Origin of the sequence: Prolixibacter sp. NT017 (assembly GCF_009617875.1) — a bacterium.
Classification (GTDB): Bacteria; Bacteroidota; Bacteroidia; order Bacteroidales; family Prolixibacteraceae; genus Prolixibacter.
Genome location: NZ_BLAV01000001.1, coordinates 2,385,344 through 2,399,085, shown reverse-complemented (window position 1 = coordinate 2,399,085; position 13,742 = coordinate 2,385,344). Strand labels below are relative to the sequence as shown.

The 13,742-nt window shown below is 41.4% G+C and carries 8 protein-coding genes; all 8 read left to right on the top strand.

Annotated features, from left to right (window positions below):
* Positions 1-103 precede the first annotated feature (103 nt).
* The gene (locus tag GJU87_RS09930) at positions 104-3,625 is read left to right on the top strand and encodes a SusC/RagA family TonB-linked outer membrane protein (protein ID WP_228491944.1); all 3,522 of its coding nucleotides are present in this window, start codon (positions 104-106) and stop codon (positions 3,623-3,625) included.
* A gap of 18 nt (positions 3,626-3,643) precedes the next feature.
* On the top strand, positions 3,644-5,056 hold the full coding sequence (locus GJU87_RS09925; RefSeq protein ID WP_153639379.1) for a RagB/SusD family nutrient uptake outer membrane protein: 1,413 nt from the start codon (positions 3,644-3,646) through the stop codon (positions 5,054-5,056).
* A 96-nt stretch (positions 5,057-5,152) separates the two neighbouring features.
* Positions 5,153-6,328, top strand: coding sequence for a TlpA disulfide reductase family protein (locus tag GJU87_RS09920; protein WP_153639378.1), 1,176 nt, complete (start codon positions 5,153-5,155; stop codon positions 6,326-6,328).
* A 281-nt stretch (positions 6,329-6,609) separates the two neighbouring features.
* Complete coding sequence (locus GJU87_RS09915; RefSeq protein WP_153639377.1) at positions 6,610-7,896, top strand: serine dehydratase subunit alpha family protein; 1,287 nt, start codon at positions 6,610-6,612, stop codon at positions 7,894-7,896.
* A 9-nt stretch (positions 7,897-7,905) separates the two neighbouring features.
* Positions 7,906-9,849: a thioredoxin family protein gene (locus tag GJU87_RS09910; protein WP_153639376.1), complete on the top strand. Its 1,944-nt coding sequence runs from the start codon at positions 7,906-7,908 to the stop codon at positions 9,847-9,849.
* A gap of 1,197 nt (positions 9,850-11,046) precedes the next feature.
* Positions 11,047-11,946 carry an NAD(P)H-binding protein gene (locus GJU87_RS09905; RefSeq protein ID WP_153639375.1) on the top strand — a complete coding sequence of 300 codons (900 nt, stop codon included), beginning with the start codon at positions 11,047-11,049 and terminating at the stop codon, positions 11,944-11,946.
* 22 nt (positions 11,947-11,968) lie between these two features.
* Positions 11,969-12,688 (top strand): SDR family oxidoreductase, encoded by a 720-nt coding sequence (locus GJU87_RS09900; protein WP_153639374.1) that lies wholly within the window; start codon positions 11,969-11,971, stop codon positions 12,686-12,688.
* Between the two features lie 70 nt (positions 12,689-12,758).
* Positions 12,759-13,679, top strand: a complete 921-nt coding sequence (locus GJU87_RS09895) for an AraC family transcriptional regulator (protein WP_153639373.1) — start codon at positions 12,759-12,761, stop codon at positions 13,677-13,679.
* Positions 13,680-13,742 lie beyond the last annotated feature (63 nt).

Sequence of the window (13,742 nt, the reverse complement as noted above, 5' to 3'; positions counted from 1 at the left end):
GATTTTCTAATACAAATTGTAAAAACATCACAAATTTATGAAAAAACGATGTGTAATCAGCCTTCTGGAATATATTTCAGGGGTTAAAAGGCTGTTTTTATTTATGAAGTTAACAGCAATTATGACGCTACTTTTCTCCGTTACCACTATGGCATCGGTGTATTCGCAGAGTACAAAATTGTCTGTAGAAGTGCATAATACCACACTTGCAGAAGTATTTGAGAAGCTCAGCGCTCAAAGCGATTTCCAATTTATCTATAATGATGAAGAAGTGGCAGTCGTGAAGAATATTACCGCAAATTTTAAAAACCTTACCGTTGAACAAATTCTGGATAAAGTTTTAAAAAACTACGACCTAAGCTACAAAATTGTCAATAATGTAGTGGTTATTACACCTGCTCCCGGGAAAAACAAATCAAACAATAACAGTGAACCGGATGAGCAGAAAAGAATTAAATTTTCGGGTAATGTAAGGGATATCGAGGGCAACCCCATTCCTTTTGCGGCGGTGGTAATCAAAAATACGAATATGGGTACGGCCACTAACGAAATGGGTAGATTTGAATTTGAGGCCAAAGAAGGTGATTACTCAACATTGGTTGTGTCAAGCGTTGGATATCTGAAAAAAGAAATTGCAATCGGTAATAAAACCAATTTCGATGTGGTTTTAATGCGGGATGTAGCTGGTTTAGATGAGGTTATGGTAACTGGTTACCAGACAATATCGAGAGAACGTGCAACAGGTTCCTTTGTCAAACTGAAAAGCGACGAAATCGAACAAAAACGTTTAAGCAATCTGGGCACGGTGTTGGAAGGAGAGATTGCCGGATATAATAATGGACTGATCAGGGGAGTAACTTCAATGCAAGGACTGACAACCCCTTTGTACGTGATTGATGGTTTTCCTGTTGAAAATACGCGTTACACATCGAATGGAACTTTGGTTGAAAACCTTCCTAATCTAAACCTGGAAGATATTGAAAGCATAACAGTACTTAAAGATGCCGCCGCAACTTCAATTTATGGTGCCCGTGCGGCTAATGGAGTGGTTGTAATTATGACCAGGAAAGCAAAAAAAGGAAAAACGAATGTGAGTTTTTCTTCGAGCCTTACTATATCTCCTTATCATTACTATACCACAACCCTCACAGATGCCAGCGATATAGTTGAGCTTGAAAAAGAATGGGCGGCAGGCAATCCGCAGTTGCAGGCCACTGATGGAAGTGCCGCGTCTTATGCCCAATCGCTACTTTCCAATGCTGTATTTACAAGTCGGGGCATGCAATCAATTTTGAATTATTATGCTGGAAACCAATCCCAGGCTGAAATGAACAGTCAGCTCAATGCTTTTAAAGGCATGGGCTACCAGTATTATAAGGATGTTGAAAAATATGCCAAACGAAACAGATTCTTCCAACAATACAACGTTAGCCTGGGTAAGGCTACGGAACAGAATAATTTCATGGCATCGGTAACCTATAAGAACAACAAGTACGAGGATATCTATTCGAATGATGAATCCGTCGGTATTGATTTACGGAACACCACCGAGGTTACGAAATGGTTGACGGTAGATTTTGGGCATTATTTTAATTATCGAAACGGCAAAACTCAAACCTACGACCCACTGAATCCGGGTTTTGTTTATCAACCATATAATCGTTTGGTTAACGATTCCGGCAATCCTTTTGTCTCGACTGCTGAATCCCGTTTGAGCGAATCAACGATTGATGCCATTAACACATATGGTTTGTACAATATGGATATTAAACCGTTGGATGAATTGGGAATGAATTTGCGGAAAAGTAAAAATTTCTCCAACCGCAGTTATGCAAAATTGAATATCAAGCTTACCGATTGGTTAAAGTATACTGCCATGTTTCAGTACGAGTACGGGGTTGATCGGACGAACCAGCTGAAGAATAAAGAGTCGTACGCTGTTCGAAACCTGGTTAATCAAATGGCATCTTTAAATTCCGGGACATTAGTTTACAATCTGCCTTACGGGGATATTTACAACGAAGTTCAGCAGTACTCCAATGCCTACAATTTCAGGCAACAGTTGGACTTCAACAAAACTTTCGCAAACAAACACGATTTGACGGTGATCGCTGGAACAGAAACCAGAAATTCGAAACTGGAATATCGGGGCAATACCTTGTATAATTATGATCCGGAAATTTTGAGTTTCACTCCGGTTGACCAAAATACGCTGACTAGTTTGACTGGTTCAATTTTAGGGGGGACTAACATGAATTACAGCGATTTTGCCGTAATACGCGAATTGGTAAATCGATTTGTTTCCATTTACGGAAATGCCGGATATACTTATGACGGGAAATATACAGCAACCGGTAGTTTGCGTTGGGACCGTTCGAATCTGTGGGGTACCGACAACAAATATCAAAATAAGCCAACCTGGTCGGTTGGAGCTGCCTGGAATATTTTTAAGGAAAATTTCTTTCATGTTTCCTCTGTCGATATGCTAAAGCTGCGTTTTTCGTATGGAATTGGTGGCAATATTGCCAAAAATTCCGCGCCTTACATGACTGCAAGCTATTTTCCCAGCTCAACAGTAGGGGGCATATATGGTTATGTAAGAAGTCGTCCGAATCCGCAGTTGTCTTGGGAAAAAACTGCTACAACAAATATCGGAGTTGATTTTGCAGTAATGAAACAGCGACTTTCGGGGACGATTGAATTCTATAACAAAAAAGGTTCCGATTTACTAGCGAATACCCAGGGCGTTCCAACCGAAGGTTGGGGATATTCAACCTACACCATTAATAATGGTGAAATGCAAAATCGAGGGGTTGAGGTTACGCTTAACGGGGAAATCATTCGGACCCGAGATTTTGGATGGAACGCAACGATTCGATATGGTTATAATAAGAACAAAGTTACTTATGTGAATGTAGAAGCCCCTGTTTATTTCCTCCAACTGGATTATCCAAGTGAGTTCCCAAGAATCGGAACGCCATATAATTCAATTTACGGATATGAGTGGGCAGGTTTGAGCGAAACCGGGCTGCCACAGGTTTATGATAGTGAAGGCAACGCAGTTACGAATCAACCTTCCGATTTGGAGTCGATTAAAAATTTGGGAACCACTGTACCAAAGCACAGCGGGTCGTTTAGCACATCGTTTCGCTACAAGAATTTCGATTTATCGGCATTGTTCATTTATCAGTTGGGGCACAAAATCCGCAACACCTACTTGCCAATGTTGAATAATAGTTACAGCAGTGCAGCCGGTGGATACATTACCAATATTTCTGTTGGGAATAATCGGATTAATGAACGTTGGCAGCAACCTGGCGATGAGTTGACAACCGATGTTCCACGCACCGTTTTCGAATATGATAGCGATTTTAGCTATGCATTGTACTCCATCTATTCGTATTCCAGTGTGAATATTTTGGATGCGTCAAACGTTCGTTTGAGCAATGTTTCACTAGCATACCATATTCCGGAAAGCTTACTGACAAAATTGAAATTACAGAGTGTTCGTCTGAATTTCAATGTGGAAAATGTATTCACGCTCGCGAAAAGTAAGGATGCCAAATATATGCTTGGTGGATACAGTTCGCCAAATTACGTGTTGGGTGTCAACGTAAATTTTTAACCCTAAATTGAATTAATCATGATAAAGATATTTCATAAAATAACCTTGCTGAGCGCTTTGCTCCTAACTTTAGGATTCACAGCATGTGACGACTATTTAGGAGTAATCCCTAAGGGAGAAAAAATTCCTGAAACCTTGGCCGACTTTGAAGCGATGATTCGTTATGAATACGGGAATCATCGGGTTGATGTAACTCAAGCTCTAATCCTGTTGAACGACCAGTGGGTATCTTCTTCTTCCTGGTCTTACTATCCGCTGTATAAAGCAAATTATTTTTGGGACGAAGCAGCTGACCGTGTTGCCTTAAACAACTCAGATGAAACAACTTATTATGCTAGTTACTCAGCTATTAATTCATTCAACTTAATCATTTCAAATGCATTAACTTCAACCGAAGCGACGGAAATTGAGAAACAAGAGGTTTGGGCCCAGGCAAAGGTTCTTCGTGCTATGACCTATTTCAATTTGGCAAATTATTATGCTGACACTTATGATGCGGCAACCGCATCCAATAAATTATCGGTACCATTGATCACCAGTGCTGATGTCAATGCCCCTTATACCCAGGTGTCGATCCAGGAGATGTACGATTTTATCCTGAAAGATATGGAGGAAGCACTTCCTTACCTGCCCAAAGTAGCCGCTACTGCTTTACACCCGAACCTCGGTACTGCTTACGCATTTTATGCCCGGGTGTATTTGCAAATGAATAATTACAACAAAGCATTGGAATTTGCCAATAAAGCGCTAGGCGAGAACGATGAACTTTACGACTGGACAACTTATTATGAGGAAAATAAGGATCAGATTACAAATCCTGAATCATATATTCGCACTGCATCACCGATGGGGTACGATTATGTCGAAAACTATTCTTTTCGTCATGGGAGCACGTACTATTCCTCTTCAGAAAAATCACTTACAACCGAGCGTGCAGCCACGTTTGAACAAGGTGATGCACGTTTTCTTTCACGCTGGAAATTGCGTACAGTTGGGACCGATACCTACTATTACGGAACTTTGCAGGGATACTTCAACTATGGCGGAATTACTACTGTCGAGGTCTATCTGATCAAAGCCGAATGCCTGGCCCGAGCCGGCGATATCGAGGGGGCAATGGCTGCGTTGAACACAGTCCGGAAAACCCGTATTTTGCCGGAATATTATGCCGACCTAACGGCCACAAGTGAGGCAGAAGCGATGGCAAATATCATTCAAACAAAACGGAATGAATTAATTCTCACACTCATCCCCTTTTGTGATATCCGACGTTTGAACCAAGAAGGGACTTATACCACAACACTGTCGAAAGTGGTTGATGGAGAAACCTTGACTTTGTCGCCCGATTCTCACATGTGGACTATGCCTTTTCCCCAGGGAGCGATTGACAATCCCGGAAATGGGAGTATTGTTCAAAATGTGGAAAAATAATAGAGTTATTAATTAAACAGCGCAAAAAAGTTGCCTAACAGGTAAGTTAATTGACTTCCTGTTGGGAACTTTTTGATGTTACTAAAGTAAAAAAAGATGAAAAATTCATTTATAAAGGTCTGGTGTATTGTATTGATCGCGTTCCTCGCATCATGTCAACAATCGAATACTGGTTATAAACTCAGTGGTGAGCTAACAGGTGCAGATAATGGTACAAAAATAGCTTTAGTCCCTTTTGCCATGTATGATGCAAAGGCTGAAGCAGAAACCACTATTGAAAATGGTAAATTTAGTTTTGAAGGCGAAGTTCCTGAACCACGTGAATACTACTTAGTATTGGGAAATAAAGAAGATTATTACCGGATAATGATTGAGAATACCTCAATAAAAATAAAAGGCAAGGTAGTAAAACACCCCGGAAAGGAAGGAGCTCCTGAAACTTCAGCCTTTAGTGAAATGGAGGTTTCAGGATCAAAAAGCAACGATTATTTGTACAGCCAGCTTGACGTAAGAAATGAGTTGGATAGCATGTATAACGCTATACATAAAGACTTTGCAGATGTTCAGGCACTTGTAGCTAAAGCTAGTAGAGCCAGAAATAAGGCTCTGATGGATTCAATTACGTCTCTTCCCCGGTATGCAGAGTTTGCTAAAGCTGATAAAAATTTCATAAATACGGTTGAAAAACGATATAACGAAGTGTTTGATGCCAACAAAGAGACTTCCTGGGGACCACTGCTGATGTTGAACCTGTATTCCTATCTTACTCCTGATGCACGTCCGACTTTCGAAAACATGTCAAAAGAGGCCCGGGAGAGCTACTATGGCAAAATGGTTGCTGAAGATTTGTATCCGGCCAACCGCACAGGTGAAAAAGTTCCTGGCTTTACGACCATCGATATCAATGGCAATCAAGTGAGTTTGAATGACCTCATTAAAGACAAAAAAGTAATCCTGATCGACTTTTGGGCATCTTGGTGTGCGCCTTGCCGCAAAGAGCTTCCGAACGTAAAAGCCAACTACGAAAAGTATGCTCCAAAAGGATTTGAAGTACTCAGCTTTTCAATCGATAAAGACCCGAAAGCGTGGAAAAAGGCAGTGGCAGAAGAAAACCTGAAGTGGCCCAACTTCAATGATCTTAATATTTCTACACTTTATAAAGTAAAAGCCGTCCCCACGATTTATTTGATTGACAACCAGGGACGTCTGATTGCTGAGGATATCCGCGGAGAAAAACTGGGCAAAAAATTGGAAGAACTCCTTGGAGACTAGATCCAATTAGTTGATTAACCGTCAATCAGGCGGACAGTATTGTTCGATCACCTTATAAATTGGCAACTGGAATTTTGTGCCTTTTTCACGATAGAAATGTCCCGAAGTACCATATGTATTTCAACTACTCTTTTTGAATAGCGTAAATCGAATAGGTGATTTGTCCCGTTCATTCATCTGGACGTGGTGCATATTATGAGGATCGTTGCCATGATGAAGGTGCTTGTAAGAATGCTGATATTCAGGTAAAAGTGTTGTGTAAATTACGAAACAAACAAAAAATGTCACAAACAGAATATTCAGAATTGTTAGAGCTACTGCATCAAGAGGTCGTGCCGGCCATTGGTTGTACTGAACCTGTAGCAGTAGCATTGGCTGTATCAAAAGCGAAAGAGGTTATCGATGAAAAAATTATTCGGTGCGAGGTTTATTTAAGCTCGAACATCATAAAAAATTCAATGGGAGTTGGCATTCCGGGTACTGGTATGATTGGACTGCCAATTGCAATCGCATTAGGTGTTGTTATTGGTAATTCGGAATATGGGCTTGAAGTATTAAAAGATTTGAATGCCGAGAAACTGGAAGAAGCCAAACAATTCGTTGACAGTAAACAAATCTTTGTCCACCTGAAAGAAGATGCTCCTGATAAATTATATATCGAAGCTTGTTGTTTTGGAGAGAATGCTCAATCCAAAGCAATTATTTGTGGTACGCACACCCATATTGCCTACGTCGAAGCAAATGACACTGTTCTTCTCGATGAATTGTCAGATAATGATCAACAACAGTTGGATACAAATCAGGTGGAGTTGAGCTTCAACAAGATTTATGATTTTGCGACAACAGCTCCTTTGGAAGATTTGGAATTTATACAGCAGGCTGCTGTATTGAATAAATTGGCCGCTGATGAATCCTCAAACGGCATTTTCGGACATTCTGTTGCACGGGTTATTCAGAGTAAATCGTACTTGAACATCATGGGCGACAGCGTTTACAATAAACTGGTGGCGGTAACAGCAGCCGCATGCGATGTTCGGATGGCGGGGGCTATGGTTCCGGTAATGAGTAATTCGGGAAGCGGAAACCAGGGAATTACAGCTACGTTGCCAGTTGTTGTGTTTGCCGAGGAGATGGATAAGCCCAAAGATCAGCTCATCCGGGCCCTGACGTTAAGTCATCTGATGGTTATTTATATCAAACGTGGCTTGGGTCGGTTATCCGGACTTTGCGGAGTGACAGTAGCTGGAATTGGTGCAGCATGTGGTATAACTTATTTAATGGGTGGAAATAGAGAACAGGTCGCTTTTTCAATTAAAAACATGATTGGCAATATTGCCGGCGTCATTTGTGATGGAGCTAAACCAAGCTGTGCGCTTAAAGTTTCGAACGCTGCATCATCAGCGACTTTTTCGGCCATGATGGCTATGGATAACAAGGTCGTCAGTTCACTGGAAGGAATTGCTGATGAGGACGTCGATAAAACGATAAATAACCTTAGTGCAATTGGTTCTGAAGGTATGACGGAAACCGACAAGATGGTACTCAATATTATGCTCAACAAAAAATAGGAAGATAAAATGAAGTTATTAAAGACAGTTTTGTTCTCATGTATAATGTTAATTATTGCATTGAGAGCAAGTTCTCAAATAGTAGAACCTGTAAAATGGACTTTTTCACAGACAAAGGTTTCTGAGGCAGAATATGATTTGCATCTGACTGCAAGAATTGACAATGGCTGGCATCTTTATGGCACCGAGTTACCTGGCGGGGGGCCAGTTAAGACATCATTCCATTTTGAGAACCTGGAAAATGTTGAATTGTCGGGTGATATTGTGCCTGACAAAGAATCCATTAACATGTTTGACCCTTCATTTCATCTTCAGGTAAACTATTATGAAACAGAGGTTACCTTCTCTCAGCGGGTAAAATTGACGGGCGGTTCAGGTTCTGTTAAAGGTTATGTTGAGTTTATGAGTTGTAACGATGAGACCTGCACTCCGCCAATGGATAAAGAGTTTTCTTTTAAACTAAAAAAAGAAAATACTTCGGAAGTAAAAACCACGAGCGATGATACAACAATCAGAACAGGCACGGAACAGGAGCGTAATTACTGGAACATTTTTATCCTCGCATTTTTGGGAGGTTTGGCCGCCTTGTTAACCCCGTGTGTTTTCCCAATGATTCCGATGACTGTAAGTTTTTTCACCAAACAAAGTAAAACCAAGGCGAAAGGCATCCGGAACGGAATCTGGTATGGAATCTCCATCATCATTATTTATGTGGTCTTAGGAACTGTTGTTACCGCAATTTTTGGAGCCGAAAGTTTGAACAATCTTTCTACCAATCCGTGGTTTAACCTGTTTTTTGCATTGCTGCTTTTTGTGTTTGCCTTCTCATTCATGGGGGCTTTCGAAATTATTTTACCCAGCAAATGGGTAAATACAATCGATCGTAAAGCCGACAAAGGTGGTTTGGCTGGAATTTTCTTTATGGCTTTTGCACTTGCTCTGGTTTCATTTTCGTGTACCGGTCCCATTGTAGGTGCATTAATAGTTGAGGCAGCACTTCGCGGTGGCATGGCGCCTGTTATTGGCATGATGGGGTTCTCGCTTGCACTGGCCGTCCCATTTGCCTTGTTTGCGGCTTTTCCCGGCTGGTTAAACACCTTACCAAAGTCAGGTAGCTGGCTGAATTCAGTGAAAGTCGTTCTTGGCTTCCTCGAATTTGCTTTTGCGTTTAAATTCCTGTCGATTGCTGATATGGTACTAAATCTTCATATTCTGGAACGCGAAGTTTTCATTTCGATTTGGATTGCCGTTTTTGTTGGACTGGGACTTTACCTCTGGGGAAAAATTCAGTTTCCTCACGATTCACCTACAACCAATCTTCCTGTTTCAAGATTTGTGTTAGGAACAATTGTTTTTGCATTTGTAATTTATATGATCCCGGGTTTGTGGGGGGCGCCGGTAAAACTGATAAGCGGTTTTCCACCTCCGGTTGACTATGCCGAATCGCCGCTTGGAGTTGGCAAGTTGCAGGTTCAGGGAGTAGCACAGTCGACAATAAACATTGACCCGGAAAAACATATTGGCCCTCATGGAATACCTCTTTACGAAGATTATGACAAAGCACTGGATGAAGCAGTAAAATCAGGGAAACCTTTGCTCATCGATTTTACCGGAAAAGGTTGCACAAATTGCCGGAAAATGGAAGATAATGTTTGGGTCGATCCTGAAGTGAAGAAACTGCTTCTTGAAGATTATGTTGTAGTTTCATTGTTCGTTGATTTGAGGGAACAATTACCCGAAAACGAGAAATACATTTCTGAAACAACAGGGAAGAAAATACGAACAGTTGGAAATAAGTGGTCCGATTTCCAGATATCGCATTTTCACCGGAATACTCAGCCGTACTATGTTATTTTAAATAAAGAGGAAGAACAATTGTCTGATGGATATAGTTATAATCCCGATCCACGAAAATTTGCTGCTTGGTTAAAAAACGGACTTCAGAAAAATTGAAAACAAATCATTGAAAAATCTGGTGGAATAAGAGTATTATCTGCCACATCTAATAAATCGTATATGGAATCATTGGATAACTATCTTAGCTATTGTTGCCATGATTTGTGTCGTAAAAGATAAATTGGGTCCTGCTATTCTTTTATGCGAAAATTGACTTGCAGTAAAAAGTGGCTTCCAATAACCGAATATCGGGAGGTAAATTAATGAGGACAAAGAGAGTGATTTCATCACAACGCGAAGCGCATCTCACCTTCGCGTGATGAAGAACTTTCCCTCGTGAGATGAAGTTGAAAATCCAGTGTTCGTGAGTTAAGCTTCCTGCAGTCCTGAGATACGCATCTCAGGACTGCGGGAAAAATCCTTTACTACTACCAGCCTCGTGAGGTTGTAATGTTCTGCTTCTGGTAGTACTAACTAACTGACTCCGGTAGTACTAAGTATTTTCCACTGGTAGTTATAAGGTCCTGTTCCGGGTAGTTACCTTATCCTTCCACTGGTAGTTGTAAGGTTGGGTTTTGGTTCAGAAGCCCCGGTTTTTTCCGGTCCTTCTCCAATCCCCTGCGGTAAAAAAATATTTCCCTGCGCACTCGTTTCTCATCCATTGCGCACTCGTTCCTAATCCGCTGCGGTAAGGATTTTTTTCTTCCCGCAGAAAACCATCACAACAGCTTTCCCATTGCCTGCATCCCTTTAAATTATTTTGTTAATTTATGATGACTAAACTACTGACCAGGTTAGAACTGACAGCGGGTTGCATTTTGATAACGAAGCCAGTTGGTGTTTGGTACGATTAAGTCGCATCCTAACCTGTCAGGTTTTTTGTTGCAGCATCCAAGACCACTGTCGGGGTCTCCGACCACCAACAGGGTAGCGGCCCATTTCCCATCAGGGGACACCAAACCCTGATGGTGGTAAAAGAACCGTTCGCAGTCCTGTCTGGTGAGGGAAAACAGGCTGAAAGCCTGAATTCCAAATCGGGTTTTCGATGACTTTTTACAAGGTTCGAATACTTCAGGGTGTTGCCCTGACTCGTCAGCACAAAGAGAAACCAATAGCGGAGCAAAAGTTTGCGGCTACGCTACAGTATAATGCTGCAGGCCGAAATAACCACGGTTTCGGCTACAACAATCATAGATCTGACTACATCCGTTTTCTGATTACTCTACAATTTTGTAGAAACCAAAAACAGTAATCATGAATATTGTAGTAACAGGGTCATTAGGACACATCAGTAAACCGCTTACCCGGGAGTTAGTAGAAAAGGGACATTCAGTTACCGTTGTCAGTAGTAATCCGGAAAGGCAAAAAGTCATCGGGGAGATTGGCGCTTCAGCAGCTATTGGCTCACTGGAAGATATCAACTTCCTGGTCAATACTTTTACAGGAGCCGATAGCGTATATACTATGGTTCCTCCTAACAATTACTTCGACCACAATCTCGATCTGCTGGCATACTATCGCCGGCTTGGTCATAATTATGCACAATCAATCGAACAGGCAGGAGTAAAACGTGTGGTCAACCTCAGTAGTATAGGAGCTCATACGGAAAAAGGCAATGGAATTTTACGTAATGCTCATGATGTCGAAGGTATTCTCAACAAATTGCCTTTGACAACAACCATTACACATATTCGCCCCACTTCTTTCTATTACAATCTGTATGCTTACGCAGATATGATAAAAAACCTGGACTACATCGCAGCCAATTATGGAGACGATGATATCGTTCCCTGGGTTTCGCCAGGAGATATCGCAAGTGCAGTTGTCGAAGAACTTTTGGCATTGCCTTCTGCCAGGAGCGTGCGTTATGTTTGCAGTGAAGAATTAACCTGCAACCAAACAGCTCAGGTTTTAGGCGAAGCGATTGGGAAGCCAGGATTAAAATGGATGACAATTACCGACGAACAAATGGAAAACGAGTTGGTAGCAGCAGGAATGAATCCGACCATTGCAGCCGGTCTGGTCGAAATGTATGCCGGTCTCCACAGCGGATTATTAGCAGAAGATTATTACCGTAACCGCCCCCGGTTGGGGAAAGTGAAATTGACCGATTTCGCGAAGGAATTTTCGAAAGCTTATTTTCAGAACAAATAACAAATACCGGAAAGACAAAACCATGAAGACAGTACTCATAACAGGAGCAAACAAAGGAATTGGTTATGAAACGGCAAAACAAATGGCACAGTTAGGGTACTTTGTTTATTTGGGTAGCAGGGACAGGACGAGAGGCTTAAAAGCGATAGCCAAATTGAATGAACAGGGGATTTCCAATGTAGATTTCGTCGAAATCGATGTAACCGATATGCATTCGGTAAAAAAAGCGAAACAAGAGTTGGAGACCCAAATTGAGGCTTTGGATGTTCTAATAAATAACGCGGGCATTGCCGGAAAGCAACCGCAAAATATATCTTCCGGCGATATGGATAATTTACGAAACGTATTCGAAACCAATTTTTTTGGTGCCGTACAAACAACACAACAATTCATTCATCTTTTAAGAAAATCAGATGAACCCGTCATAATAAACGTATCGAGTGAATTAGGGTCCTTAACACTTCATAATCGCGCGCAGGATAATCCCAATTATTTCATGTTCGATGCGTATAGTTGTTCCAAAACTGCCTTGAACGCGTTCACCGTGATGTTGGCGAATGAACTGAGAAGTACGGTTTTTACGATAAACAGTGTTTCTCCGGGTTATACAGCTACTGATCTGAACCAGCATCAGGGAATACAAACTGTTGAAGAAGGAGCCAAATCGATTGTAAGATTTGCCACCATGGGTAAGAATGGCACCACGGGCAAGTTTTTCAAAGACAAAGAAATACCCTGGTAACACAAGTGAACAAAACCATTGTGTTGAACGTAAACAGAAAATCAGATAGATGAAAAAGCTCAAATAAAAGATGAGTAAGAGCCAGGTATATAAAATTAAAACCATTAGTGAGTTTCATGAGCTGAGAGGGTTGCCTAAGCCAGAACATCCGCTTATCAGCGTGATTAACATGGAATCGGTGAGTCGTATTCACCGGAGCGAGCCGGAAAGTTTGATATTTGATTTCTATTCCATTGCGCTGAAGAGGAATTGTAACGCCAAATTCAAATATGGTCAGCAGCAATACGATTTTGACGAAGGCACCATGTTCTTCATGGCACCCAACCAGATTTTTGGCATTGAATCCCGTAAAAATGGAGTGCACAAAAGCTCAGGCTGGATGCTGCTTATTCATCCCGATTTCCTTTGGCACACGTCTCTGTCTAAAACCATTAAGCAATACGAATACTTCGGCTATTCTGTCCACGAAGCGCTTTTCCTCTCGGAGAAAGAGGAAGTCATCATCTCAGGCATTTTGCAAAGCATTCAGCAGGAATATCTGACCAACATCGATCAGTTTAGCCAGGACATCATCATCTCGCAAATAGAGGTATTGCTGAACTATGCCGACCGGTTTTATCACAGACAGTTCCTCACACGAAAAATTACCAATCACAAAATTCTGGGTCAGCTGGAGGAGATTCTTAACAACCATTTCAACAATGATGACCTGATGGAGAGTGGATTACCGACGGTTCAATCCATTGCCGAAACGTTAAATGTGTCGCCCAATTATTTAAGCGGGTTACTGAAGGTGCTGACCGGACAAAGCACACAGCAACACATCCACAACAAACTGATTGAAAAAGCAAAAGAGAAACTGTCGACTACCGATATGTCAGTCAGCGAAATTGCTTATGAATTAGGGTTTGAACACCCGCAGTCTTTCAGCAAATTGTTTAAAACAAAAACCAACTTTTCACCCCTTGAATTCAGGCACTCGTTCAACTAAAAAGGTGAATGGGATAGTAGGTATTTCATATTTTTTGTACGGATTTCGAATGACGGATTGGGA